Origin of the sequence: Streptomyces sp. NBC_01481, assembly GCF_026339995.1 — a bacterium.
In the GTDB taxonomy this organism is placed as follows: Bacteria; Actinomycetota; Actinomycetes; order Streptomycetales; family Streptomycetaceae; genus Streptomyces.
In genome coordinates, this window is record NZ_JAPEPT010000001.1 from 1,855,001 (window position 1) to 1,880,577 (window position 25,577).

The following is a 25,577-nucleotide window of genomic DNA, read 5'->3' on the forward strand; positions in this document are numbered from 1 at the left end:
AGCACTTCTCACCAGACCTCGGTCTGGTCAGAGGCCAGTACACCGGCGTACGTCCGGTGCTGGTTGCTCATGGGTGGAACGTTGACTATTCGGCACGATGAGTTGGGATCACTAGTACTGCTTCGGCGTGGAACGTGACCTCCTGACTGGTCGTGCCGGGCGCGCTGTTGGGTATCTGAGGGTACGGACTGAAACGTCTGGACCTTCGCGATGCCGGCCCCAGTGAACTCGTTGCTTGTCGACGGGGTGGTGGGTGGCTGGTCGTTGCTTGAGAACTGCACAGTGGACGCGAGCATCTGTGGCCAAGTTTTTAAGGGCGCACGGTGGATGCCTTGGCACCAGGAACCGATGAAGGACGTGGGAGGCCACGATAGTCCCCGGGGAGCCGTCAACCAGGCTTTGATCCGGGGGTTTCCGAATGGGGAAACCCGGCAGTCGTCATGGGCTGTCACCCGCTGCTGAACACATAGGCAGTGTGGAGGGAACGAGGGGAAGTGAAACATCTCAGTACCCTCAGGAAGAGAAAACAACCGTGATTCCGGGAGTAGTGGCGAGCGAAACCGGATGAGGCCAAACCGTATGCGTGTGATACCCGGCAGGGGTTGCGCATACGGGGTTGTGGGATCTCTTTGTCATCGTCTGCCGGCGATGAGACGAGTCAGAAACCGTTGATGTAGGCGAAGGACATGCGAAAGGTCCGGCGTAGAGGGTAAGACCCCCGTAGCTGAAACATCAGCGGCTCGTTTAAGAGACACCCAAGTAGCACGGGGCCCGAGAAATCCCGTGTGAATCTGGCGGGACCACCCGTTAAGCCTAAATATTCCCTGGTGACCGATAGCGGATAGTACCGTGAGGGAATGGTGAAAAGTACCGCGGGAGCGGAGTGAAATAGTACCTGAAACCGTGTGCCTACAAGCCGTGGGAGCGTCGCGTGCAGAGTTTACTCTGTGCGTCGTGACTGCGTGCCTTTTGAAGAATGAGCCTGCGAGTTTGCGGTGTGTTGCGAGGTTAACCCGTGTGGGGAAGCCGTAGCGAAAGCGAGTCCGAACAGGGCGATATAGTAGCGCGCTCAAGACCCGAAGCGGAGTGATCTAGCCATGGGCAGGTTGAAGCGGAGGTAAGACTTCGTGGAGGACCGAACCCACCAGGGTTGAAAACCTGGGGGATGACCTGTGGTTAGGGGTGAAAGGCCAATCAAACTCCGTGATAGCTGGTTCTCCCCGAAATGCATTTAGGTGCAGCGTCGTGTGTTTCTTGCCGGAGGTAGAGCACTGGATAGGCGATGGGCCCTACCGGGTTACTGACCTTAGCCAAACTCCGAATGCCGGTAAGTGAGAGCGCGGCAGTGAGACTGTGGGGGATAAGCTCCATGGTCGAGAGGGAAACAGCCCAGAGCATCGACTAAGGCCCCTAAGCGTACGCTAAGTGGGAAAGGATGTGGAGTCGCAGAGACAACCAGGAGGTTGGCTTAGAAGCAGCCACCCTTGAAAGAGTGCGTAATAGCTCACTGGTCAAGTGATTCCGCGCCGACAATGTAGCGGGGCTCAAGCGTACCGCCGAAGTCGTGTCATTCCAGCATGAGGGCCAACGCCCGCTGGGATGGGTAGGGGAGCGTCGTGTGCCGGGTGAAGCCGCCGCGTAAGCGAGTGGTGGACGGTACACGAGTGAGAATGCAGGCATGAGTAGCGATACACACGTGAGAAACGTGTGCGCCGATTGACTAAGGGTTCCTGGGTCAAGCTGATCTGCCCAGGGTAAGTCGGGACCTAAGGCGAGGCCGACAGGCGTAGTCGATGGACAACCGGTTGATATTCCGGTACCCGCTTTGAAACGCCCAGTACTGAACCCATTAATGCTAAGGCCGTGAAGCCGTCCTGGAGCCTTCGGGCAAAGGGGAGTGGTGGAGCCGCCGGCCCAAGGTGGTAGTAGGTAAGCGATGGGGTGACGCAGGAAGGTAGTCCAGCCCGGGCGGTGGTTGTCCCGGGGTAAGGGTGTAGGCCGTGTGGCAGGCAAATCCGTCACACATTGAGGCTGAGACCTGATGCCGAGCCGATTGTGGTGAAGTGGATGATCCTATGCTGTCGAGAAAAGCCTCTAGCGAGTTTCATGGCGGCCCGTACCCTAAACCGACTCAGGTGGTCAGGTAGAGAATACCGAGGCGTTCGGGTGAACTATGGTTAAGGAACTCGGCAAAATGCCCCCGTAACTTCGGGAGAAGGGGGGCCATCACTGGTGAGAGGACTTGCTCCTTGAGCTGGGGGTGGCCGCAGAGACCAGCGAGAAGCGACTGTTTACTAAAAACACAGGTCCGTGCGAAGCCGTAAGGCGATGTATACGGACTGACGCCTGCCCGGTGCTGGAACGTTAAGGGGACCGGTTAGTCACATTTCGGTGTGGCGAAGCTGAGAACTTAAGCGCCAGTAAACGGCGGTGGTAACTATAACCATCCTAAGGTAGCGAAATTCCTTGTCGGGTAAGTTCCGACCTGCACGAATGGCGTAACGACTTCTCGACTGTCTCAACCATAGGCCCGGTGAAATTGCACTACGAGTAAAGATGCTCGTTTCGCGCAGCAGGACGGAAAGACCCCGGGACCTTTACTACAGTTTGATATTGGTGTTCGGTTCGGCTTGTGTAGGATAGGTGGGAGACTGTGAAGCTTGGACGCCAGTTCAGGTGGAGTCGTCGTTGAAATACCACTCTGGTCGTGCTGGATGTCTAACCTGGGTCCGTGATCCGGATCAGGGACAGTGTCTGATGGGTAGTTTAACTGGGGCGGTTGCCTCCCAAAGAGTAACGGAGGCGCCCAAAGGTTCCCTCAGCCTGGTTGGCAATCAGGTGTTGAGTGTAAGTGCACAAGGGAGCTTGACTGTGAGACCGACGGGTCGAGCAGGGACGAAAGTCGGGACTAGTGATCCGGCGGTGGCTTGTGGAAGCGCCGTCGCTCAACGGATAAAAGGTACCCCGGGGATAACAGGCTGATCTTCCCCAAGAGTCCATATCGACGGGATGGTTTGGCACCTCGATGTCGGCTCGTCGCATCCTGGGGCTGGAGTCGGTCCCAAGGGTTGGGCTGTTCGCCCATTAAAGCGGTACGCGAGCTGGGTTTAGAACGTCGTGAGACAGTTCGGTCCCTATCCGCTGTGCGCGTAGGAGTCTTGAGAAGGGCTGTCCCTAGTACGAGAGGACCGGGACGGACGAACCTCTGGTGTGCCAGTTGTCCTGCCAAGGGCATGGCTGGTTGGCTACGTTCGGAAAGGATAACCGCTGAAAGCATCTAAGCGGGAAGCCTGCTTCGAGATGAGGACTCCCACCCCCTTCGAGGGGTTAAGGCTCCCAGTAGACGACTGGGTTGATAGGCCAGATGTGGAAGCCCCGCAAGGGGTGGAGCTGACTGGTACTAATAGGCCGAGGGCTTGTCCTCAGTTGCTCGCGTCCACTGTGTGGTTCCCGGGTTGCGAACAGTCGCACCGGTTGAACCAGTTTCACTAATTAATTTACTTAATTGAAAAGTGTGCTTGTTCGCTAGAGCCCGATAGGGTTTCGGTGGTCATTGCGTTAGGGAAACGCCCGGTTACATTCCGAACCCGGAAGCTAAGCCTTTCAGCGCCGATGGTACTGCAGGGGGGACCCTGTGGGAGAGTAGGACGCCGCCGAACAATCTTTCAAGGACCCGTGGTCCAGCGTTCACGCTGGACCACGGGTCTTTTTTGTTTTGCATGCTTTTCCGAAGCGCGTCCGATGGCCGGCTGCGCGAGAATGACTGCAGTACCCGAAGACAGGAGTTACGCCGATGTCCACCAACTCTCCCGACGACCGTCCGGAGCGCGAGCCGCGTCGTAGGGACGGTGGTGACCGGGGCGGCTTCCGCGGTGGCCGTGACGACCGGGATCGTGGGCCGCGGCGTGACAACGACCGTGGTGGCTACCGCGGTCCGCGCGACGACCGTCGTGATGACCGCCCGCGCGATGACCGTCGTGACGAGCGTCCGAGTGGTCCGCGTCGTGATGATGATCGTGGTGGGCGTCCGTCGTTCCGTCGTGATGATGACCGTGACCGTGGTGGCTACCGCGGTGGGCAGCGCGATGACCGTGGTGGCTCGCGGCCGAGCAGCAGCGGCGGTGGTGGCGGCTTCCGGCGTGACGACCGTTCCGGTGGTGGCGGTGGTGGCGCTGGGCGTCGTGATGACCGTCCGAGCGGGCCGCGTCGCGATGACGACCGTGGTGGGCGCCCCAGTGGTGGTGGCGGTTACGGACGTCGTGACGAGCGTCCGAGTGGGCCGCGTCGTGATGACGATCGTGGTGGGCGTCCGTCGTTCCGTCGTGATGATGACCGTGACCGTGGTGGCTACCGCGGTGGGCAGCGCGATGACCGTGGTGGCTCCCGGCCGAGCAGCAGCAGCGGTGGTGGCGGCGGCTTCCGGCGTGACGACCGTTCCGGTGGTGGATACAAAGGACCGCGCGACGACCGTCGCGACGAGCGTCCGGGCGGGTTCCGCCGTGACGAGCGCCCGAGCGGACCGCGTCGCGATGACGACCGCGGTGGACGTCCCAGCGGGCGCCCCAGCGGTGGCGGCGCCTACGGACGCCGTGACGAGCGCCCGCGCGATGACCGTCGTGACGAGCGCCCGAGTGGGCCGCGTCGTGATGACGACCGTGGTGGGCGTCCGTCGTTCCGTCGTGATGACGACCGTGACCGTGGTGGCTACCGCGGTGGGCAGCGCGACGACCGTGGTGGCTCCCGGCCGAGCAGCAGCAGCGGTGGTGGTTATGGGCGTCGTGATGAGCGGCCGAGCGGACCGCGTCGCGATGACGACCGCGGTGGACGTCCCAGCGGGCGCCCCAGCAGTGGTGGCGGCGGCTACGGACGCCGCGACGAGCGCCCGAGCGGGCCGCGTCGTGACGACCGTCGCGATGACCGGCGCGACGACCGCGGTGGATACCGCGGCGGACAGCGCGACGACCGTGGTGGCTACGGACGCCGTGACGACCGCGACCGCGACCGCCCCGAGCGCGAGCCGATCAAGCGGCTGCCGATTCCCGACGACGTCACGGGCGACGAGATCGACAAGGACGTACGGCAGGAGCTCCAGAGCCTGCCGAAGGGTCTTGCCGAGGACGTCGCGAGGAACCTCGTCATGGTCGCCAATCTGATCGACGAGGACCCCGAGCAGGCGTACGCCTACTCCAAGGTGGCTCTGCGGCTCGCCTCGCGTGTGGCCGCTGTGCGCGAGGCCGCGGGCTTCGCCGCGTACGCGAACCAGAAGTACGCGGAGGCGCTGGCCGAGTTCCGGGCGGCCAAGCGGATGACCGGCAGCGTCGAGCTGTGGCCCGTCATGGCGGACTGCGAGCGCGGACTCGGGCGCCCCGAGCGGGCGATGGCGATGGCCGGTGAGCCCGAGGTGCAGAAGCTCGACAAGGCGGGTCAGGTCGAGATGCGGCTGGTCGCGGCCGGTGCGCGCAGGGACATGGGGCAGATCGAGGCCGCCATCGTGACCCTGCAGAGCCCGGAGCTGGCGTCCAGCTCCGTACAGCCCTGGACCGCGCGGCTGCGCTATGCCTATGCCGACGCTCTGCTGTCGGCCGGGCGTGAGGGCGAGGCGCGTGAGTGGTTCGCGAAGGCGCTCGAGGCCGACAAGGACGGGGCGACCGACGCGTCGGACCGGCTGGCCGAGCTGGACGGTGTCGAGTTCGTCGACGCCATCGACGAGGGTGCCGCGGACGCCGAGCCGGAAGCCGACGCCGATGGCGACGCCGATGAGGAGTCCGATGACGACTCCGATGTCGAGTCGGGCGACGTCGAGGGCGACAAGTCCGAGTAACAGGACGTGAGTAGCAGGATGTGACGAGAAAGGGCGGCACCCCCAGCGGGTGCCGCCCTTTCTCGTTTCAGTCCAGCGTCAGGCTCCGCAGGACCAGCCCCGTCGCCGGCTTCGGGCCGAAGGACGTCGACTTTCGGGGCATCGTGACGCCCTCGCGGGCGAGGTCGCGTACGACGTCCTCCGGTACCGGATGCATCAACACCGCGGTCCCGCCCCGGCGTTCGGCCTGGGTGACGGCCGCCTCGGTGTCGTGGATGTACGCGATGTACTCCGGGGTGTCCGGGATCCGCCAGATGTGGTCCAGGAGCGTGGAGTGCAGGACGGTCGCATCGAGCGTGCGCCAGGCTTCGGGGCGGTCGGCGCGCACCGTGTGGGACAGCAGCTCCGGGTCCGGGCGGTCGAGGAGGTGGAAGACGCCGTCGCCCGCGAGCAGGAAGGCGTTCCCCTCCGCGGCAGCCTCCCCGAGGGCCTCCAGAGCCTGCGGGAGCGGTACGTCCAGGCGCCGGGCACGGAAGGAGCCGCCCACGGCCGCCAGGGCTTCGGAGACCGGGAGGCGGTGCAGTACCCGGTGGATGGCGCGTACCCGCAGCGGGTAGCGGGCCGTGTCGATCAGCAGGACGAGGCCGTAGTTCCAGGGGCCGGGCGTGGGGTGCTCGGCGCGCAGCCGCAGATAGGTCGCCCAGCGGTGGTGGCCGTCGGCGATCAGGGCCTGGCGTTCGGACAGGTCGGAGCGGATCTCTGCGAGATCGGCGGGGTCCGTCACCGACCACAGGCGGTGGCTGAAGCCGTCCTCGGTGGTGGTCTCCAGGAGCGGGGCGCGCAGGACGGTGCGTTCGATGACGGCGGTCGCGCCGGTCGGGCTGCCCATGCTGCGATACGTCAGCAGCAGCGGTTCCAGATTGGCAGCGGTCGTACGCATCAGGGCCGCGCGGTCCGCGACGATGTCCGGCATCACGTCCTCGTGGGGGAGAACGACGCCTTCGGACGGTTCGGACAGGGCGAGCGCGCCGATGACGCCTCGCTGCAGGAGATCGCCCTGGCGCTGCTCGTACACATACAGCGCGGGTTCCGGGTCCGCGGCCAGGATGCCCTCGGTCAGCCAGCGGGCGAGGGTGTCGGCGGCCTTCTGATTGCGGTCGCCGGTGGAGTTCGCCTGCGGGAGGATCAGCCGGACGATGTTGTGGGGGTCCGCCGACTCCAGGTGGTGCAGGCCGTCGGGCCTGACGACGACGTCGTACGGCGGCGAGGTCACGGCGGCGAGGCTGCCGACCCGCTCGGGGACATAGCGCAGCCCACGGAACGGGATCAGGTGCAGACCGTCGTTGGCCGCGGGACCTTCGGTGTTCATTTGTGCATCGTATGTGGGCTCCGGGGATGAGCGATGATCGGGGGAGTGGCCCGGAACGAGGAGCGTATGCGAATGAGTCAGCAGCACAGGACCCGGCCGAGCGGGAGCGGGACGGCGCTGAGCGAGGCGTACGACACGGCGCTGCTGGACCTGGACGGGGTGGTCTACGCGGGCGGTGAGGCGATCGCCCACGCAGTGGACTCGCTGCTGACGGCGCGCGAGGGCGGGATGCACCTCGCGTATGTGACGAACAACGCGCTGCGGCCGCCCGAGGCCGTGGCCGAGCACATCACCGAGCTCGGTGTCCCGACCGATGCGGCGGATGTCATCAACTCCGCGCAGGCGGTCGCCCGGTTGATCTCCGAGCAGGTGCCGGCCGGGTCCCGGGTGCTGGTGATCGGCGGGGAAGGGCTGCGGGTCGCGCTGCGCGAGCGGGGTCTTGAGCCGGTGGAGTTCGCCGACGACGATCCGGCGGCTGTGGTGCAGGGGTACGGCGGGCCGGATCTGACGTGGGGGCGCTTCGCGGAGGCGTGCTACGCGATCGCGCGGGGTGTGCCGTGGTTCGCGTCCAACACGGATCTGACGATTCCCAGCGCGAGGGGCATCGCGCCCGGAAACGGCGCGGCCGTGGAGGTCGTACGGATAGCGACGGGCGCGGAGCCGCAGGTGGCGGGGAAGCCGTTGCCGCCGATGCACAAGGAGACGATCCTGCGGACGGGCGCGCGCAGGCCGCTGGTCGTGGGGGACCGGCTGGACACGGACATCGAGGGCGCGTTCAACGGAGGCGTCGACTCCTTGCTCGTACTGACCGGGGTGACTGACGGTGCGCAGCTGCTGGCGGCGCCGCCCGAGCACCGGCCGACCTATGTCGACGCCGATCTGCGGGGGATGCTGACCGGGCAGCCCGAAGTGGCCGAGACGGACGGTGGATTCGTGTGCGGAGGGTGGACCGCGTCCGTACGGGACGATGCGCTCGCGCTCGACGGTGAGGGTGAGCCGTTGGACGGGCTGAGGGCGCTGTGTGCGGCGGCCTGGACGCAGGCGGGGGACGGGGTGTCCAGGCTGGACGCGGACAAGGCGCTGTCCCGGCTGGGCCTGTAGAACCGCCGGCGCGCGAATCGGGGGTGCCCGCCCGGGGGTTGAGTCTGCAGCTCCGCGCCTGTCGCGATGGGAGGGTAGGCTAACCTAACCTCGTGTTGGTCGACAGTCCCCCCAAACAGAGCGCGGAGCCGATATCCGCGACCGAGCCCCGCAAGCGCCATGCCCTGCGCGCTGCCGGGTTGCTCGTGTCTCTCGGCGTCCTGCTGCTGGTCTGCGTCGCGAGCATCGCCGTCGGCGCCAAGTCGATTCCGCTCTCCGAGGTGTGGCACGGACTGTTCCACAACGCGGGCGTCGGCAACGACGTGATCATCCACGATGTCCGGGTGCCGCGGACCCTGCTCGGACTGATCGTCGGCGCCGCCCTCGGGCTCTCGGGCGCGGTGATGCAGGCCCTGACGCGCAACCCGCTGGCGGAACCCGGCCTGCTGGGCGTGAACGCGGGGGCGTCGGCCGCGGTCGTCTCTGCCGTCAGCTTCCTCGGCGTCACATCGCTGACCGGATATGTCTGGTTCGCGTTCATCGGCGCTGCCGTCGTCTCCGTACTCGTCTACGTCCTCGGCGGCAGCCGCGGCGCGACCCCGGTACGACTCGCCCTCGCCGGGACCGCCGCCACCGCCGCGCTCTACGGCTACATCAACGCCGTACAGCTGCTGGACTCGGCCGCACTCGAACGACTCCGGTTCTGGACGGTCGGCTCGCTCGCATCGGCCGACATGGAGACCATCCGCAAGATCGCGCCCTTCATCGGCATCGGCGTGGTCCTCGCGCTGCTGCTCGCACGGCCGCTCAACGCGATGGAGATGGGCGACGACACCGCCCGCGCGCTCGGCGCCCATCTGAACCGTACGCGCGCACTGGCGATGCTCACCGTCACCCTGCTGTGCGGGGCCGCGACCGCCGCCTGCGGGCCGATCGTCTTCATCGGGCTGATGATCCCGCATCTCGTGCGCTCCCTCACGGGGCCCGACATGCGGTGGATCCTGCCGTACGCCACGATCCTGTCGCCGGTCCTGCTCCTGGGCGCCGATGTCATCGGCCGGGTCGTCACCCGCCCCTCCGAGCTGCAGGTCGGCGTCGTCACCGCGCTGATCGGCGGGCCCGTCTTCATTCACCTTGTCCGCCGCAAGAGGATGGCCCAGCTGTGAAAGCCGTGAAAGCCATACGCACCCCCGGCGGGCTCTCCCTGCGGATCGATCCGCGATCGCTTGTCGTATCTCTGTTGCTTGCCGCGGTCACCGTGGCTGCCGGAGTCGTACTCATCGGCAGCGGCGACTTCCCCATCTCGCCCGGCGAGGTCGTCGCCACGCTGCTCGGGAACGGCACCCAGGCCCAGGAGTTCATCGTCCAGGACCTGCGGCTGCCGCGTGTGCTGGTCGGGCTGCTCGTCGGCGCCTCGCTCGCCCTCAGCGGCGCGATCTTCCAGTCCATCTCCCGCAATCCGCTGGGCAGTCCGGATGTGATCGGCTTCGGGCAGGGCGCCACCGTCGGCGCGCTCGGCGTGATCGTCCTTTTCGACGGCGGAGCGCTCGCGGTGGCGGGCGGCGCGGTCGTCGGCGGACTGGTGACCGGTGTCGGGGTCTACGTTCTGGCGTGGAAGCGCGGTGTGCACGGCTACCGCCTCGTCCTCGTCGGCATCGGCATCGCCGCCATGCTCACCGCGGCCAACCACTATCTGGTCACCAAGGCCAGCCTGGTCGAGGCCACCCAGGCCACGCTGTGGATGACCGGCTCGCTCGACGGCCGCGACTGGGCGCAGGTCTGGCCGCTGCTCGGCGTGTTCGCCGCACTCGTCCCCTTGATCCTCGCGCACGGGCGGCAGCTGCGGATGCTGGAGATGGGCGACGACGCCGCGTACGCCCTGGGAGTGCCCGTCGAGCGCACCCGCCTGGTGCTCATGGGCTCGGGCGTCCTGCTCATCGCGGTCGCGACGGCGGCCGCCGGGCCGATCGCCTTCGTGGCGCTGAGCGCCCCGCAGCTCGCCCGACGGCTGACCCGGTCGCCGGGGCCGAACCTGGCCGCCGCCTCCGTGATGGGCGCCGCGCTGCTGCTGATCGCCGACTGGGCCGCCACCACCGGCTTCGGCGACCGCCAGCTGCCGGTCGGCGTGGTCACCGGGGTGCTGGGCGGCTGCTATCTGCTCTGGCTGCTGGTCACCGTACGCAAGGCGGGCCGCATATGAACCCCGTGAACCACGAATCCAGGAGTACGCACCCCATGCAGCGCCTCACCGCGGAATCGGTCACCCTCGGCTACGACCAGCGCGTCATCGCCGAGAACCTCTCGGTGGAGATCCCCGACAACTCCTTCACGGTGATCGTCGGCCCGAACGCCTGCGGAAAGTCGACACTGCTGCGCGCCCTGTCCCGGATGCTCAAGCCGTCCCACGGCCGCGTCCTGCTCGACGGGCACTCCATCCACTCCCTGCCCGCCAAGAAGGTCGCCAGGACGCTCGGCCTGCTGCCGCAGTCGTCGATCGCGCCGGACGGGATCACCGTCGCCGACCTGGTCGCGCGCGGCCGCTATCCGCACCAGGGGCTGCTGCGCCAGTGGTCGGCGCAGGACGAGCGGATTGTCGAGGAGTCGATGGCCGCGACCGGAGTCGGCGAACTGGCAGAGCGCTATGTCGACGAATTGTCCGGCGGCCAGCGCCAGCGCGTATGGATCGCGATGGCGCTCGCCCAGCAGACGCCGCTGCTCCTGCTCGACGAGCCCACGACCTTCCTCGACATCCAGCATCAGCTGGAGGTGCTCGACCTGTGCGCCGAGCTGCACGAGACGCAGGGGCGCACACTCGTCGCCGTACTCCACGACCTCAACCAGGCCGCCCGCTACGCGACGCACCTCATCGCCCTGCGCGAGGGGACGGTCGTCGCCGAGGGCGCGCCCGCCGACGTGGTCACCGCCGAGCTGGTGGAACGCGTCTTCGGGGTGAAGAGCCAGGTCATCGACGATCCGGAGTCCGGAACGCCGCTGGTGGTGCCGGCGGCACGCAGGCGCGCCACCGCCGCGTCGTAGCGGCTGCCCTCGTACTGGCTACAGCAGCGTCCTCAGACGCAGCAGATCGCGGAAGCCCGCCTCGAGCCTGACCCGGCCCGAGGCCCAGGCTTTCGCGAAGTTCAGCTCGCCGTTCACCATCGCCACCAGGTCGTCGCCGCTCATCGCGAGGCGGATCTGCGCCTTCTCGACCGGCGGCCCCTGAATGGTGTCCGTCACCTCGATCCGGCCGTCGTCGAGGCGGCCGGTGAAGGTGATGTCCAGGTCCTTGATGTGGCAGCTGAGGGAACGGTCGAGCGCGGCCGCGCCCCGCACATCGCCGTCCGCCTGCGCCAGGTTGTCCGAGAGTTTGTCGAGTGCGCTGCGGCACTCTTCCGTCGTCGCCATCGTGATCGACCGTACCGCAGGGCTTCGCGGTAGCGTCTGGGCATGAGCGACTCGCTGCCGGGACCGCAGATCGACGAGCAGGGGATCCACGCGGAATCCACTGCCCCTCAGGCGTACGAGCCCGCCGTGCCCCAGGCGTACGAACCCGCCGTGCCCCAGGCGTACGAACCCGCCGTGCCCCAGGCGTACGAACCCGCCGTGCCCCAGGCGTACGAACCTGCTGCGCCCCAGCCGTACGAGCCCGCCGCGCCGGCGCCCCTGGGCGTCCACCGCGTGCCCACAGGCAACGCGGGCGTGGACGCCCAGCTGGAGCGGCTGGCCGACGCCGACCACCTCCCTGCGGACGGACATCTCGAGGTGTACGAGGATGTACACCGGGGGCTGCGGGACGCGCTGACCGCGCTCGACGCACGCCCGGCGCCCGCACCCGCGGGGCCCTTGCCCTCGCCTTCGTACAACCACAGGAGCTGAACCGAACGTGGCAGGAGTGGCCCGCCGCCGTCTCGACGCCGAGCTGGTACGCCGCAACCTCGCGCGCTCGCGCGAGCACGCGAGCCAGCTGATCGCCGCGGGGCGGGTGACCGTCGGCGGCAACACCGCGACGAAGTCCGCCACCCAGGTCGAGACCAGCGCGGCCATCGTCGTCTCCTCCGACGACAGCGACCCCGACTACGTCTCGCGCGGCGGCCACAAGCTCGCGGGCGCGCTCGCCGCGTTCATGCCGCTCGGGCTCAAGATCGAGGGACGGCGGGCTCTGGACGCGGGTGCGTCGACGGGCGGCTTCACGGACGTACTGCTGCGATCGGGCGCCGGACACGTCGTGGCGGTCGACGTCGGCTACGGGCAACTCGCGTGGTCTCTTCAGAGTGATGAACGCGTGAGTGTCAAAGACCGTACCAACGTGCGTGAATTGACATTGGAGTCGATCGACGGAGTGCCGGTGGACCTTGTGGTGGGCGATCTGTCGTTCATTCCGCTCGGTCTTGTGCTGCCCGCGCTCGCGCGCTGTGCCGCACCCGACGCGGATCTGGTGCTGATGGTCAAGCCGCAGTTCGAGGTGGGTAAGGACCGCCTCGGCAGCGGTGGGGTCGTCCGCAGCCCCGAGCTGCGCGCGGACACGGTCAAGGCCGTGGCGCGCAAGGCCGCCGAGCTCGGGCTCGGCGTGCAGGGCGTCACGGCCAGTCCGCTGCCGGGACCCTCCGGAAACGTCGAGTACTTTCTGTGGCTCCGGGCCGGAGCGCCCCAGCTCGATCCGGCGGATGTCGACCGTGCAGTGGCGGAGGGACCTCGTTGACAACCACATCAGCAGCGACACCAGCGCGCACCGTTTTCCTGCTCGCGCACACCGGGCGCCCGGCGGCGATCCGCAGCGCGGAACTCGTCGTACAGGGGCTGCTGCGCAGCGGTCTCGGCGTACGCGTACTGGCGGCGGAGGCAGCCGATCTGCCACTGCCGCCGTCCGTCGAGACGGTGAACGAGGCGACCCCGGAAGTGCTCGACGGCTGTGAGCTGCTGATCGTCCTCGGCGGGGACGGAACGCTGCTGCGCGGCGCCGAGTTCGCCCGTGCGTCCGGGGTGCCGATGCTCGGCGTCAACCTGGGGCGGGTCGGCTTTCTCGCGGAGGCCGAGCGCGACGACCTCGACAAGGTCGTCGACCGGGTCGTCACGCGCGCCTACGAGGTCGAGGAGCGCATGACCATCGATGTCGTCGTGCACACCAACGGCGATGTCGTGCACCGGGACTGGGCGCTGAACGAGGCGGCCGTGCAGAAGGTCTCGCCCGACCGGATGCTGGAGGTCGTCCTGGAGATCGACGGGCGGCCGGTGACCGGCTTCGGCTGCGACGGCATCGTCTGCGCGACACCGACCGGCTCGACGGCGTACGCCTTCTCGGCGGGCGGGCCGGTGGTCTGGCCGGAGGTGGAGGCGCTGTTGATGGTGCCGATCAGCGCGCACGCGCTGTTCGCCAAGCCGCTGGTGACGTCTCCGACGTCGGTGCTCGCGGTCGAGGTGCAGCGGAACACTCCGCACGGGGTGCTGTGGTGCGACGGGCGCAGAACCATCGAACTGCCGCCCGCGGCACGGGTGGAGGTGCGCCGGGGTGCCGTTCCTGTGCGGCTGGCGCGACTGCATCACGCGTCGTTCACGGACCGGCTCGTGGCGAAGTTCGCGCTCCCGGTGTCGGGGTGGCGCGGCAAGCCGCACTAGACATCACGCATGGGCGGGTCACGCGGTTCTTCCCGGTCGAGTGCTGTGTCTTTCGGGGGGGGCAACCCCCGGACTCCCGGCGTTTTACGTGGTCTCGGCCCGGGAGAGTGAATCAGGACCCGGGGTCCGTCGCACGGCGGGCCCCGGACCTCGTAAGGTCGTGTCCGTGTTGGAGGAGATGCGGATACGGTCGCTCGGGGTCATCGACGACGCTGTCGTCGAGCTGTCGCCCGGTTTCACCGCGGTGACCGGCGAGACGGGCGCGGGCAAGACCATGGTCGTCACCAGCCTGGGGCTGCTGCTCGGCGGGCGCGCCGATCCCGCGCTGGTGCGGATCGGCGCAAAGTCGGCGGTGGTGGAGGGGCGGATCAGCGTGTCCCCCGGTGCCCCGGCCGCGCTGCGGGCCGAGGAGGCCGGGGCGGAACTCGACGACGGCACTCTGCTGATCAGCAGAACCGTCTCGGCGGAGGGGCGCTCGCGCGCCCACATCGGCGGGCGGTCCGTGCCGGTGGGCATGCTGTCCGAGCTGGCCGACGAGCTCGTGGCCGTACACGGCCAGACCGACCAGCAGGGGCTGCTGCGGCCCGCGCGGCAGCGGGAGGCACTCGACCGGTACGCGGGCGACGCGGTCACCGGGCCGCATGCCAAGTACGCGGCCGCGTACCGGCGGCTGCGGGCCGTCTCCGTGGAGCTGGACGAGCTGACCACGCGCGCGCGTGAGCGGGCACAGGAAGCTGATCTGCTGCGCTTCGGTCTCGGCGAGATCGAGGGCGTCGAACCGCGCGCGGGCGAGGACGTCGAACTCGCCGCCGAGGCCGAACGGCTCGGGCACGCCGAGGCTCTCGCCTCCGCCGCGTCCGTCGCCCACGCCGCGCTGGCGGGCAATCCCGAGGATCCGGAGGGCGTGGACGCCGCGACGCTCGTCGCGGGCGCGGGACGGGCGCTGGACGCCGTGCGCTCCCACGACCCGGCGCTCGCCGCGCTCGCCGACCGGATGGGCGAGATCTCGATCCTGCTCGGTGATGTGGCCGGAGAGCTGGCCGGGTACGCGGACAATCTGGACGCCGATCCGCTGCGCCTCGCCGCGGTGGAGGAACGGCGGGCCGCGCTGACGGCGCTGACGCGCAAGTACGGCGGGCACGGTGAAGGCATTGCCGCCGTACTCGCATGGTCCGAGCAGAGCGCCGAGCGCCTCACCGAGCTGGACGGCGACGACGACCGGATCGGGGAGCTGGCGGCCGAGCGGGACGCGCTGCGCAGCGAACTGTCGGGCCTGGCACAGGCGTTGACGGATGCACGTACGGAGGCGGCGGCGCGGTTCGCCGAAGCGGTCACCGAGGAGCTGGCCTCGCTCGCGATGCCGCACGCGCGCGTGTCGTTCGAGATCCGCCAGAGTGAGGACCCGGAGGGTGTCGAGGTCGGCGGCCGCACCGTGGCGTACGGCCCCTCCGGTGTCGACGAGGTCGAACTGCTGCTGGCCCCGCACCCGGGCGCGCCGCCGCGGCCGATCGCCAAGGGGGCTTCGGGCGGCGAGCTCTCGCGCGTGATGCTCGCCGTCGAGGTCGTCTTTGCCGGGACCGACCCAGTGCCGACGTATCTCTTCGACGAGGTCGACGCGGGCGTGGGCGGAAAGGCCGCGGTCGAGATCGGGCGGCGTCTGGCGAAGCTCGCGAAGACGGCGCAGGTGGTGGTCGTGACACATCTGCCGCAGGTGGCGGCGTTCGCCGACCGGCAGCTGCTGGTCGAGAAGACCAACGACGGGTCGGTGACCCGGTCCGGCGTCACGGTTCTCGAAGGGGAGGACAGGGTGCGCGAGCTGTCGCGGATGCTGGCGGGCCAGGAGGACTCCCAGACGGCGCGGGCGCATGCTGAGGAACTGCTCGCTACGGCGCGGGCGGACGGTCGATGAGGCGCTCGACCGCGTTCGCCACCGCCTTCGGGGCGACCCGGTCCGTGTACGAGGTGCTGCGCAGGCGGGCGCCCGGTGACCCCGCGCAGTGGCAGCGCAAGAACTACGCGGGCCGCACGGTCGACCTCTACGCCGGGCCCGCCGCCGCGGTCGGGGCCGCGCTGGCGACTTCGGGCCGGGCCGCTGTCGCGGTGGTCGCGGCGGGGGCGTGCGGGGCGTACGACGACCTGAAGGGGGACCACCGGCGCGGCTTCAGGGCGCACCTGAGCGCGCTCGGGCAGGGCGAGGTGACCAGCGGGGCCGTGAAGCTCTTCGGGATCGGGGCCGCGGGGCTCGCCGCGGGGGCTCTGCTCAAGGAGCGGCCCGTCGACAAGCTCCTCGCCGGGATCGTGATCGCAGGCACCGCGCACCTGGTCAACCTCGTGGACGTCGCGCCGGGACGGGCCGCCGTCTCCGTGCTCGGGATCGGCGCGCCCGGCCTGCTGCGCCGGGGCACCGCCGGTGCGCTCGCCGCGGCGCCCATGGGAGCCGCCGCAGCGATCGTCACCGAGGACCTGGGCGAGCGGACCATGCTCGGCGACAGCGGGGCGCACGCCCTGGGCGCGGCACTCGGCACCGCGATCGTCGCGGGCAACGGCCGTGCCGGGCTTGCCGTTCACGCGGCGGGCCTGATCGCTGCCGCCGTGTACGGGGACGAGGTCAGCAGGCTCGCGGGATCACCCATGTGAGTGACACCGCGCCCCGCGCCGCCCGGCCGGGACACGTCAACGACACCACGACAGTGCCGGAACGTGCGTGCGGGCTGGCATCCTTGGCGCGTGACACAGCTGCGTACGGTCCAGGTGCTGGGCGGCGGCAGTGCGGGCAGCAGCGCGCATGTCAGGTCGCTGGCCGCGGGGCTGGTGGCGCGGGGCGTGCGGGTGACGGTGTGCGCCCCCGCCGAACTGAAGCGCCTCTACGACTTCCCCGGCGCCGGGGCGCACTTCGCCGCCGTACCGCGGCGGAGCGATCCGGCGGCGATCGGGGCGTTGCGCGCGGCCTGCGCGAAGGCGGACGTCGTGCACGCGCACGGGCTGCACGCCGCCGTACGCGCCACGCTGGCGCTCAGCGGGCAGCGCGTGCCGCTCGTCGTCACCTGGCACACCCGCTCGCACGCCGAGGGCGCGCGCGGTCAGGTGCTGCGGCTGCTGGAGCGAAGGGCTGCGCGGGCGGCGGCGGTTGTGTTCGGCACCTGCTCCGAACTGGTCGACCGGGCCCGTCGGCGCGGCGCGCGCGACGCCCGCCTCGCGCCGGTCGCGGTGCCCGCACCGCAGGGGCGTCCGGGCCGCGCCGAGGACAAGTCGCGGGCCGAACTGGGCGCGGTGGACCGGCCGTTGCTGATGGCCGTGGGCAGCCTCGTGCCGCACCGGGGGTACGGGACACTGCTGGACGCGGCACGGCTGTGGCGCGGCCTCGATCCGATGCCGCTGGTGGTGATCGCGGGGGAGGGACGGGAGCGGGGTGCGCTCCAGCGCCGCATCGAGACGGAGGGTCTGCCGGTACGGCTGGTGGGCCGCCGGGACGACATCGGCGATCTCCTCCCTGCGGCGGACGTCGCCCTCCTCCCGAGCCGCTGGGAGGCCCGCTCGCTGCTCGCCCAGGAGGCCCTGCGCCTGGGCGTCCCCCTGGTCGCGACGGCGGTCGGCGGCATCCCGGAACTCGTGGGCGACGCGGCGGAACTGGTCCCGTACGGGGACGCGGCCGCGCTGGCCGACGCGGTGACACGACTGCTGGCGGACGAGGGGCGGCGGGGGGAACTGGCGGCGGCGGGGCGGGTGCAGGCGGGGACGTGGCCGACGGAGGACGAGACGATCGCGCAGGTTCTGAGCGTGTACGACGAGGTGGTGGCGGGGCGCTGAATTTCCCCCACCCCGCCCTCCCCCTACGGCCTGGCGGCCGTGGGAGGTACCCCCATCCCGAACCGGGGCTCCGCCCCGGACCCCTGGGGTTACGTGGGGGCTGGCGCCCCCACACCCCGATGCGCCGGCTTCGCGGCGCAGACCCCCGGTCCCCAGGGGGAGGGGGAACGTGGGGCTGGCGCCCCCACACCCCCGAAGCGCTCGCTTCGCGGCGCAGGCCCCAGCCCCCAATGGGGGAAGGGCAATTTGTGGGCTCCGCCCCCACACCCCGAGTGCGCCCGCTTCGCGGCGCGGGCTGACCGCCTCCGCCCGCAGAGGGGAAGTGGGACGTGGGGGCTACGGCCCCACGTCCCAAGTGCGCCCGCTTCGTGGCGCGGACTGGCCGACTCCCGGCGCGCGGGCTTCGCGGCGCGAGCTGACGGCTCGCGGCCCATCCACACCGCGGCGCTGGGCGACCAATTGCAGCCACCCGGCAAGGGGGCCGCGGAGCGGGTGGAGTCGGGACGTAGAGCGTGATTTGTGGCGCGGGGACGCCCGCGCCCCACGGCAGACCAGAGACGCGCCGTAAATCATGCAGTCCCGGCTTCACCCCGGAGCGGACCCCAAACGGCCACCCCGCGGCACCGGGCACCCCAAACCCCGCACCCCGCGCCTCACCCCGCGTGCCGCCTCGCTCTCAGTGCCAGGCTCAAGGCCAGTACCGTCTGCGGGTCGTCCAGGTCCGTGCCCAGGAGTTCCGAGATGCGAGCCAGGCGGTTGTACAGCGTCTGGCGGTTCAGGTGGAGTTCGCGGGCCGTTTCCGCCTTGCGGCCCGCGTGGGCCAAGTACGTCTGCAGCGTCGGGAGCAGCGGCGGGCGCGAGGACGCGTCGTGGTCGCGCAGGGGGCCGATCGCGCGCTCCACGAAGGCCGACAGGTCCGGGTGGTCCCGCAGGCGCCACAGCAGGAGGTCGATGTCCAGGCGGCGCGCGTCGTACCACGGGCGGTCCGAGAGGCCCTGCGCCGCCGTCGCCGTTTCCGAGGCGTGGCGCAGGCCCGCCGATGCCGCCGCCCAGCCGCCCGCCATGCCGACGACCACGACCGGCGGGTGCGCGCCCGCGCGCTCCAGGCCGGCCCGTTCGACTCCCGCCCGCAGCGCCGCGGCGACCCGGTCGGCGACGGCCGTGCGTTCGGACTCGGAGCGCAGGCCGAGCAGGAGCGGAACCCGGCCCTCCACGGGGCGTACGCCCAGCAGCACCGGTACGCCGACCGCCGACAGCTCCTCCAGCACGGCACGGGCGAGCAACGCCCAGTTCCCGGACGGCGAGAGCTCCGCGGCCAGGCGCATGACGACCGGCAGCAGCGGTCCCTCGCCCGGCTTGAAGCCAAGGACCCTCGCCTGGGCCGGCGCGTCCTCCGCCGTGATGCGGCCCTCCGCCAGATCCGTCAGGAAGTCGCCGCGGCCGCGGGCCGCCAGCTCCTCCTCCTGGCGGGCCTGCATCAGGACGACGGCCAGCAGCCCGGCCGCCCGCTCCGCCGCCATCCGGTGCACCGTCAGCAGCGGGGAGCCGACGGCCAGCAGGACGAGGCGGGCGCGTACCGACGCGGCGCCCTGACCGCCGCCGGGGACGTCGACCAGGACCGTCCCGGCCGGCGGCGACTCCCGTGCCGCACGCTGGCTCCGCAGCCTGTCCCAGACCTGGAGCGGATCCGCCCCGGCCCGTCCCGAATCGGATCCCGCCGCAAACAGGAGCTGTCCGTCCGCCGTCTCCAGGAAGACGGGGTTCGCCGTGAAGTCGGCGAGGATACGCAGCACTTGGGGCACCCCGCCCCCTTCCAGCAGCACCTCCGTACAACGCCGGTGCACTTCCTCGGCCTGCCGCAGCAGGGCGTAGTGCCCGTTGACGATCTCGGTGTGGACCTCCTCGGTCACCGAGACGAAGGGGACCTCCCGGTGCAGCTGCACGAGCGGCAGTCCGACCGCCCGCGCGGTCTCCACGATCACCGAGGGCAGCCGGCTGAAGCGCGGCCCCAGCTCCACCACGAGCGCGGCGATGCCGCGGTCCGCGAGCCGGCGTACGGAGGCCCGCTGTTCGGCGGGCCGGGTGCCGAGCCCCATGCCCGTGGTGAGCAGGAGCTCGCCGCCCTTGAGCAGGGAGGCGATGTTGGGCGCCTCACCGGCGTGCACCCAGCGCACCGTCCGCTGCAGCCGGTCCGCGCCGGCGACGACCTCCGGAAGTCCGGCGCGCAGTCCGGGCAGTTCCAGTGCCTGCTGCACCGTGATGCCACCTTGGGTCTCCACTGACTGTCGCCTCGCGCTTTCATCGGGCCGGACCGGCGACGCGGACGCTACCGGGCCGGTGCGTCCGCGCACATCACCAGGGCCCGCGGGCAATCGTCATGCCCCGTTCGGGGACGCTGGTTTGATGTTGTGGTTGAGCCGGAACACGTTCTCGGGGTCGTACTCCGCCTTGACCGCGGCCAGGCGCTTGTAGTTGTCCTCGCCGTAGGCGGCGACCACCCGCTCCTGCCCCTCCTGCCCGATGAAGTTCAGATACGTCGCGCTCAGCGACCAGGGCTCCACATCGGCGCGTACGTCCCGCACCCACTTCTTGGCGCGCTCGTCGTCCTCGGGGCTCTCCCAGATCCCGAAGGGATGCACGGCCCACGGCGCTTCGCGCCAGGGCACCGGATAGTCGGCCGGGCCCCTGGCCACCGCGCCGCCCATGGGGAACAGGACGTGCTGTGTGCCGGTGGGTACGGGCATGTCGGCCGCGCGGGAGCAGTAGACGTCGACGGCCTCGTCCGGGAAACCCGCCATGAACTCCGCGGACCAGTAGTTACGCATGAGCGGCGGGTCGTCGAGCATGCACTGCAGCTCCGCGTAGGGCAGTTCGGCGATGACTTCCGCCTCGTGGCCGAGACCCAGCATCGGCTCGCTCACATCACGGACCTCGTCCTCCCAGCCCGCGTAGGTCACCAGCACGGCGAGCACGAGCTTGCCGACCATGTGCTCGGGAACGAACGGCTCGGGCGGCCCGGTGAGATAGAGACAGGCGCCGCCGACCTCGTCCGGCGCGGACTCGATGAAGTCACGGTAGGCACGCACGACTTCGGGTCCGGCCTCGGGCTGGAACAGCAGCATGACCATCGACATCGCAGGGAGCGCATGCAGTTGCAGGGTGATGGCCGTGGCAACGCCGAAGTTGCCGCCACCGCCGTGCAGCGCCCAGAACAGCTCCTGGTTCTCGTCCGCACTGGCGTGGACGGTGTCGCCGTCGGCGGTCACCAGCTCCACGGCGATGAGATTGTCGCAGGCCAGGCCCCACTTGCGCTCCAGCCAGCCCGATCCGCCGCCCAGCGTGAAGCCGCCGACGCCGGTGGTGGACGCCCGCCCGCCGGTGGTCGCCAGAGCGTGGGGCTGGGTCGCCCGGTCGAGATGGCTCATGGTGGCGCCGCCGCCGATCCGTGCGGCCCGGGACTGGGGATCGACGACCACGGTGTGGATGCGACGCAGGTCGACGACGATTCCGCCGTCGGTCGCCGCCATGCCCGCGACGCTGTGGCCGCCGCCGCGGACGGCGATCTCCAGATCGTTGTCGCGGCCGAAGCGGACCGCCCTGGCGACATCCGGTCCCGTCTCGCACTGGGCGATGACGGCGGGACGCCGGTCGATCATGCCGTTGAAGATGGTGCGAGCGTCGTCGTACTCCGCATCACCGGGGGCGTACGCATCGCCGGTCAGTTCCCTGCGGAAGCCGGCCAGCGCGGCCTCCGTGATGTCTTGGGGCGCCATAGTGGCCCCCTTCCGAGGGCGCGACAGGACATTTTCATCGTAGTCCCGACAAGGAAGACATGATCGGTCGAGCCGTCCTGCCGCGCTCCTGGTCCTGCCGCGCTCTTCGTCGGCCGCGCTCGTGCCGCGCTCCTCGCGCTCTATCCTCCGTACGCGCCCGATGCCGTCAGCCGCAGCGCCGTGTCGATCAGGGGGACATGGCTGAACGCCTGCGGGAAATTCCCCACCTGCCGCTGCAGCTTCGCGTCCCACTCCTCGGCAAGCAGCCCCAGGTCGTTGCGGAGCGAGAGCAGCTTCTCGAAGAGCCGCCGCGCCTCGTCCACCCGGCCGATCATCGCCAGGTCGTCCGCGAGCCAGAACGAGCAGGCCAGGAACGCGCCCTCGTCGCCCTCCAGACCGTCCACACCGGCGTCCTCGCCCGCGGTCGGGTAGCGCAGGACGAAACCGTCCTCCGTGCCCAGCTCCCGCTGGATCGCCTCGATCGTGCCGATGACGCGCTTGTCGTCCGGCGGCAGAAAGCCCATCTGCGGAATCAGCAGCAGGGAGGCGTCCAGCTCCTTGGAGCCGTACGACTGCGTGAACGTGTTGCGCTCCTGGTCGTACCCCTTCTCGCAGACATCGCGGTGGATGTCGTCACGCAGCTCGCGCCACCGCTCGATGGGACCGTCGGCGTCGCCGGACTCGATCAGCTTGATCGTCCGGTCGACCGCGACCCACGCCATGACCTTCGAGTGCACGAAGTGCCTGCGCGGCCCGCGCACCTCCCAGATGCCCTCGTCCGGCTGGTCCCAGTGCTTCTCCAGGTAGCGGATCAGCTTGAGCTGGAGCAGCGAGGCGTAGTCGTTGCGCGCCAGGCCGGTCATGTGCGCCAGATGCAGCGCCTCGGTGACCTCGCCGTACACATCCAGCTGGAGCTGGTGCGCCGCGCCGTTGCCGACACGTACCGGAGCGGAGTTCTCATAGCCGGGCAGCCAGTCCAACTCGGCCTCGCCCAGCTCCCGTTCGCCCGCGATCCCGTACATGATCTGCAGGTTCTCCGGGTCGCCCGCCACCGAGCGCAGCAGCCACTCGCGCCAGGCGCGGGCCTCCTCGCGGTAGCCGGTGCGCAGCAGCGAGGAGAGGGTGATCGCGGCGTCGCGCAGCCAGGTGTAGCGGTAGTCCCAGTTGCGTACGCCGCCGATCTCCTCCGGCAGCGAGGTCGTCGGCGCGGCCACGATCCCGCCCGTCGGCGCGTAGGTCAGCGCCTTCAGTGTGATCAGCGAGCGGACCACGGCCTCGCGGTAGGGCCCGTGGTACGTGCAGTGCTCGACCCACTCCCGCCAGAAGTCCTCGGTCGCCTCCAGCGAACCCTCCGGGTCCGGCAGCGCAGGCGGCTGGTGGTGCGAGGGCTGCCAGCTGATCGTGAACGCGATCCGCTCGCCGGGGGCGACGGTGAAGTCGGAGTACGTGGTGAGGTTCTTGCCGTACGTCTCCGTGGAGGTGTCCAGCCAGACCGAGTCCGGTCCGGCGACGGCGACCGTGCGCCCGTCGACCTTGTGGACCCAGGGCACCACACGCCCGTAACTGAAGCGCATGCGCAGTGCGGAGCGCATCGGCACGCGCCCGCTCACGCCCTCCACGATCCGGATGAGCTGGGGTGCGCCGTCACGCGGCGGCATGAAGTCCGTCACGCGGACCGTGCCGCGCGGCGTGTCCCACTCCGATTCGAGGATCAGCGAGTCGCCGCGGTAGCGACGCCGGTCGGCGGCCGGAGGCCCCGCCTCCGCGGAGTGCGCGGGACCGAGCCGCCAGAAGCCGTGCTCCTCGGTACCGAGGAGGCCCGCGAAAATGGCATGCGAGTCGAAGCGGGGTAGGCACAGCCAGTCCGCTGTTCCGTCCCTGCAGACCAGTGCTGCGGTCTGCATGTCTCCGATTAGTGCGTAATCCTCGATGCGCCCGGCCACGTGCATCTCCAGTCGAACGGCCACGTCCGCCCCGAGGGGCGCTTACTGCTGTCAAGGGTCGTCGACGAGCGCGGTGTTCTGGTCGACGGAGGATGGTGTCATGTGACGTCCCACCCGTCGCCCTCCACCACCCTGCTCGATGCGCTTCGCGCGCCCCTCTGCATCGCTCGGCGAGCGAGTGTCCGAGCAGGATACGACGCACAGTAATGATCTGCGCGCCCGTCTCGGCAACACAACTCAGCCGAACGAGTGAGCCAAGAGTGAGTCCTGGTGAGCGGCGTACGCAAGTGGCGACGCGTGGCCGGAAGCAGTCTCCCGTCGGCGCTGATACCCTGGTACCCCGTGGACCGGTGGCCGTCCTGTGCAAATCAGAGGCCCCGAAACCGCAGCGACGGCACCCTCCGGACGACCGGAAGGCACGCCGGTACGCACCTCACCTCGCGACCACGGGAGCCCCCTCTTGGCGATGCCGCCCAAATCCATGACGACCAAGCACATCTTCGTCACCGGGGGTGTCGCCTCCTCCCTCGGCAAGGGCCTCACGGCCTCGAGCCTGGGCGCGCTGCTCAAGGCGCGGGGCCTGCGGGTCACCATGCAGAAGCTCGACCCGTATCTGAACGTCGACCCGGGCACGATGAACCCCTTCCAGCACGGTGAGGTGTTCGTCACCAACGACGGCGCCGAGACCGACCTGGACATCGGCCACTACGAGCGCTTCCTCGACGTCGATCTCGACGGCTCGGCCAACGTCACCACGGGGCAGGTCTACTCAACGGTCATCGCCAAGGAGCGGCGCGGTGAGTACCTGGGCGACACCGTCCAGGTCATCCCGCACATCACCAACGAGATCAAGCACCGCATCCGGCGCATGGCGACCGACGACGTCGATGTCGTCATCACCGAGGTCGGCGGCACTGTGGGCGACATCGAGTCACTGCCGTTCCTGGAGACCGTCCGCCAGGTCCGCCACGAGGTCGGCCGGGACAACGTCTTCGTCGTGCACATCTCGCTGCTGCCCTACATCGGCCCCTCCGGCGAACTCAAGACCAAGCCGACCCAGCACTCCGTGGCCGCCCTTCGGAACATCGGTATTCAGCCAGACGCGATCGTGCTGCGAGCGGACCGCGATGTGCCGATCGCGATCAAGCGCAAGATCTCGCTGATGTGCGACGTGGACGAGGCGGCCGTGGTCGCGGCCATCGACGCCAAGTCGATCTACGACATCCCCAAGGTGCTCCACACCGAGGGCCTGGACGCCTATGTCGTACGCAAACTCGACCTGCCGTTCCGCGATGTCGACTGGACCACGTGGGACGACCTGCTGGACCGGGTGCACAACCCCGACCACGAGGTCACGGTCGCGCTGGTCGGCAAGTACATCGATCTGCCCGACGCCTATCTCTCGGTGATCGAGGCGCTGCGCGCCGGCGGCTTCGCCAACAAGGCCCGTGTCACGGTCAAGTGGGTCACCTCCGACGACTGCAAGACCGCGGCCGGCGCCGCCAAGCAGCTCGGTGACGTCGACGCGGTCCTCATCCCCGGCGGCTTCGGCGACCGCGGTGTGAACGGCAAGGTCGGCGCGATCACCTACGCCCGCGAGAACAAGATCCCGCTGCTCGGCCTGTGCCTGGGCCTGCAGTGCATCGTGATCGAGGCCGCGCGCAACCTGGCCGAGATCCCCGAGGCCAACTCCACCGAGTTCGACGCCGCCACCGCCCACCCGGTGATCTCCACCATGGAGGAGCAGCTGGCCTATGTGGAGGGCGCCGGCGACCTCGGCGGAACGATGCGCCTCGGCCTCTACCCGGCGAAGCTCGCCGAGGGCTCGATCGTCCGTGAGGTCTACGGTGACCAGCCCTATGTGGAGGAGCGCCACCGCCACCGCTACGAGGTGAACAACGCCTACCGCGCGGAGCTGGAGAAGAAGGCGGGCATCCTCTTCTCGGGCACGTCCCCCGACAACAGGCTCGTCGAGTACGTCGAGTACCCGCGCGAGGTGCACCCCTACCTGGTCGCCACCCAGGCGCACCCGGAGCTGCGCTCGCGCCCGACGCGTCCGCACCCGCTCTTCGCCGGTCTGGTGAAGGCGGCGGTGGAGCGCAAGACGGCCAAGTAGCGCACAGGCGTTACGGTTGACCGGGGCCCGGGCCTCGGGGTCCGGGGGTATCCCCGTACAAGGCCCCGCGGGCGCGTGC

At 69.6% G+C, this 25,577-nt stretch carries 18 protein-coding genes and 2 rRNA genes; 15 read left to right on the plus strand and 5 right to left on the minus strand.

Annotated features, from left to right (window positions below; genetic code table 11):
* Nucleotides 1-300 precede the first annotated feature (300 nt).
* From OOK40_RS08550 to OOK40_RS08565, 4 genes are all read left to right on the plus strand, one after another.
* Nucleotides 301-3,424 (plus strand): 23S ribosomal RNA (locus tag OOK40_RS08550).
* A gap of 118 nt (nt 3,425-3,542) precedes the next feature.
* Nucleotides 3,543-3,659 (plus strand): 5S ribosomal RNA (gene rrf, locus OOK40_RS08555).
* A 219-nt stretch (nt 3,660-3,878) separates the two neighbouring features.
* Nucleotides 3,879-5,153, plus strand: coding sequence for a hypothetical protein (locus tag OOK40_RS08560; RefSeq protein ID WP_266477913.1), 1,275 nt, complete (start codon nt 3,879-3,881; stop codon nt 5,151-5,153).
* Nucleotides 5,138-5,821: a tetratricopeptide repeat protein gene (locus OOK40_RS08565; RefSeq protein ID WP_266477915.1), complete on the plus strand. Its 684-nt coding sequence runs from the start codon at nt 5,138-5,140 to the stop codon at nt 5,819-5,821. Before OOK40_RS08560 ends, OOK40_RS08565 begins: the two co-directional genes overlap by 16 nt.
* Before the next feature lie 67 nt (nt 5,822-5,888).
* Here OOK40_RS08565 and OOK40_RS08570 read toward each other — a convergent pair whose 3' ends face one another.
* Nucleotides 5,889-7,169 (minus strand): DUF1015 domain-containing protein, encoded by a 1,281-nt coding sequence (locus OOK40_RS08570; protein ID WP_266477916.1) that lies wholly within the window; start codon nt 7,167-7,169, stop codon nt 5,889-5,891.
* 72 nt (nt 7,170-7,241) lie between these two features.
* On the opposite strand from OOK40_RS08570, the gene OOK40_RS08575 reads away from it, so the two are divergent.
* The 4 genes from OOK40_RS08575 (at nt 7,242) to OOK40_RS08590 (ending at nt 11,285) form a co-directional block, all read left to right on the plus strand.
* Nucleotides 7,242-8,270 carry an HAD-IIA family hydrolase gene (locus OOK40_RS08575; protein ID WP_266477918.1) on the plus strand — a complete coding sequence of 343 codons (1,029 nt, stop codon included), beginning with the start codon at nt 7,242-7,244 and terminating at the stop codon, nt 8,268-8,270.
* Between the two features lie 185 nt (nt 8,271-8,455).
* Nucleotides 8,456-9,415 (plus strand): iron ABC transporter permease, encoded by a 960-nt coding sequence (locus tag OOK40_RS08580; RefSeq protein WP_266479017.1) that lies wholly within the window; start codon nt 8,456-8,458, stop codon nt 9,413-9,415.
* Nucleotides 9,412-10,449 carry an iron chelate uptake ABC transporter family permease subunit gene (locus tag OOK40_RS08585; protein ID WP_266477921.1) on the plus strand — a complete coding sequence of 346 codons (1,038 nt, stop codon included), beginning with the start codon at nt 9,412-9,414 and terminating at the stop codon, nt 10,447-10,449. The genes OOK40_RS08580 and OOK40_RS08585 overlap by 4 nt, the downstream gene beginning before the upstream one ends.
* A gap of 35 nt (nt 10,450-10,484) precedes the next feature.
* The gene (locus OOK40_RS08590) at nt 10,485-11,285 is read left to right on the plus strand and encodes an ABC transporter ATP-binding protein (protein WP_266477924.1); all 801 of its coding nucleotides are present in this window, start codon (nt 10,485-10,487) and stop codon (nt 11,283-11,285) included.
* A gap of 18 nt (nt 11,286-11,303) precedes the next feature.
* On the opposite strand, the gene OOK40_RS08595 is transcribed toward OOK40_RS08590, so the two are convergent.
* Nucleotides 11,304-11,651 (minus strand): SCP2 sterol-binding domain-containing protein, encoded by a 348-nt coding sequence (locus OOK40_RS08595; RefSeq protein WP_266477926.1) that lies wholly within the window; start codon nt 11,649-11,651, stop codon nt 11,304-11,306.
* A 198-nt stretch (nt 11,652-11,849) separates the two neighbouring features.
* On the opposite strand from OOK40_RS08595, the gene OOK40_RS08600 reads away from it, so the two are divergent.
* From OOK40_RS08600 to OOK40_RS08625, 6 genes are all read left to right on the plus strand, one after another.
* Nucleotides 11,850-12,122 carry a hypothetical protein gene (locus tag OOK40_RS08600; RefSeq protein ID WP_266479020.1) on the plus strand — a complete coding sequence of 91 codons (273 nt, stop codon included), beginning with the start codon at nt 11,850-11,852 and terminating at the stop codon, nt 12,120-12,122.
* Between the two features lie 7 nt (nt 12,123-12,129).
* A complete protein-coding gene (locus tag OOK40_RS08605) occupies nt 12,130-12,945 on the plus strand; it encodes a TlyA family RNA methyltransferase (RefSeq protein WP_266477928.1) in 816 nt (271 codons plus the stop codon).
* Nucleotides 12,942-13,859, plus strand: coding sequence for an NAD kinase (locus OOK40_RS08610; RefSeq protein ID WP_266477930.1), 918 nt, complete (start codon nt 12,942-12,944; stop codon nt 13,857-13,859). Before OOK40_RS08605 ends, OOK40_RS08610 begins: the two co-directional genes overlap by 4 nt.
* A 178-nt stretch (nt 13,860-14,037) precedes the next feature.
* Complete coding sequence (gene recN, locus OOK40_RS08615; RefSeq protein WP_266479024.1) at nt 14,038-15,768, plus strand: DNA repair protein RecN; 1,731 nt, start codon at nt 14,038-14,040, stop codon at nt 15,766-15,768.
* Nucleotides 15,765-16,496 (plus strand): hypothetical protein, encoded by a 732-nt coding sequence (locus OOK40_RS08620; RefSeq protein WP_266477932.1) that lies wholly within the window; start codon nt 15,765-15,767, stop codon nt 16,494-16,496. The genes recN and OOK40_RS08620 overlap by 4 nt, the downstream gene beginning before the upstream one ends.
* A gap of 90 nt (nt 16,497-16,586) precedes the next feature.
* A complete protein-coding gene (locus OOK40_RS08625) occupies nt 16,587-17,666 on the plus strand; it encodes a glycosyltransferase family 4 protein (protein WP_266477935.1) in 1,080 nt (359 codons plus the stop codon).
* Between the two features lie 653 nt (nt 17,667-18,319).
* On the opposite strand, the gene OOK40_RS08630 is transcribed toward OOK40_RS08625, so the two are convergent.
* The 3 genes from OOK40_RS08630 to OOK40_RS08640 form a co-directional block, all read right to left on the minus strand.
* Entirely contained in the window at nt 18,320-19,945 is a 1,626-nt protein-coding gene (locus OOK40_RS08630) for a PucR family transcriptional regulator (protein WP_266477937.1), read from the minus strand.
* A gap of 96 nt (nt 19,946-20,041) precedes the next feature.
* Nucleotides 20,042-21,439 carry an FAD-binding oxidoreductase gene (locus tag OOK40_RS08635; RefSeq protein WP_266477939.1) on the minus strand — a complete coding sequence of 466 codons (1,398 nt, stop codon included), beginning with the start codon at nt 21,437-21,439 and terminating at the stop codon, nt 20,042-20,044.
* A 140-nt stretch (nt 21,440-21,579) separates the two neighbouring features.
* Nucleotides 21,580-23,382, minus strand: a complete 1,803-nt coding sequence (locus OOK40_RS08640) for a glycoside hydrolase family 15 protein (RefSeq protein ID WP_266479028.1) — start codon at nt 23,380-23,382, stop codon at nt 21,580-21,582.
* 466 nt (nt 23,383-23,848) lie between these two features.
* Here OOK40_RS08640 and OOK40_RS08645 point away from each other — a divergent pair, with 466 nt between their 5' ends.
* Nucleotides 23,849-25,498: a CTP synthase gene (locus tag OOK40_RS08645; protein WP_266477942.1), complete on the plus strand. Its 1,650-nt coding sequence runs from the start codon at nt 23,849-23,851 to the stop codon at nt 25,496-25,498.
* Nucleotides 25,499-25,577: the final 79 nt, after the last annotated feature.

Excerpts from the sequence above, each read along its gene's own strand:
- OOK40_RS08565 (WP_266477915.1), top strand. The coding sequence starts at position 5,138 with ATGGTCGCCAATCTGATCGACGAGGACCCCGAGCAGGCGTACGCCTAC.
- OOK40_RS08570 (WP_266477916.1), bottom strand. The coding sequence starts at position 7,169 with ATGAACACCGAAGGTCCCGCGGCCAACGACGGTCTGCACCTGATCCCG.
- OOK40_RS08575 (WP_266477918.1), top strand. The coding sequence starts at position 7,242 with ATGAGTCAGCAGCACAGGACCCGGCCGAGCGGGAGCGGGACGGCGCTG.
- OOK40_RS08590 (WP_266477924.1), top strand. The coding sequence starts at position 10,485 with ATGCAGCGCCTCACCGCGGAATCGGTCACCCTCGGCTACGACCAGCGC.
- OOK40_RS08595 (WP_266477926.1), bottom strand. The coding sequence starts at position 11,651 with ATGGCGACGACGGAAGAGTGCCGCAGCGCACTCGACAAACTCTCGGAC.
- recN (WP_266479024.1), top strand. The coding sequence starts at position 14,038 with ATGCGGATACGGTCGCTCGGGGTCATCGACGACGCTGTCGTCGAGCTG.
- OOK40_RS08620 (WP_266477932.1), top strand. The coding sequence starts at position 15,765 with ATGAGGCGCTCGACCGCGTTCGCCACCGCCTTCGGGGCGACCCGGTCC.
- OOK40_RS08635 (WP_266477939.1), bottom strand. The coding sequence starts at position 21,439 with ATGGCGCCCCAAGACATCACGGAGGCCGCGCTGGCCGGCTTCCGCAGG.
- OOK40_RS08645 (WP_266477942.1), top strand. The coding sequence starts at position 23,849 with ATGCCGCCCAAATCCATGACGACCAAGCACATCTTCGTCACCGGGGGT.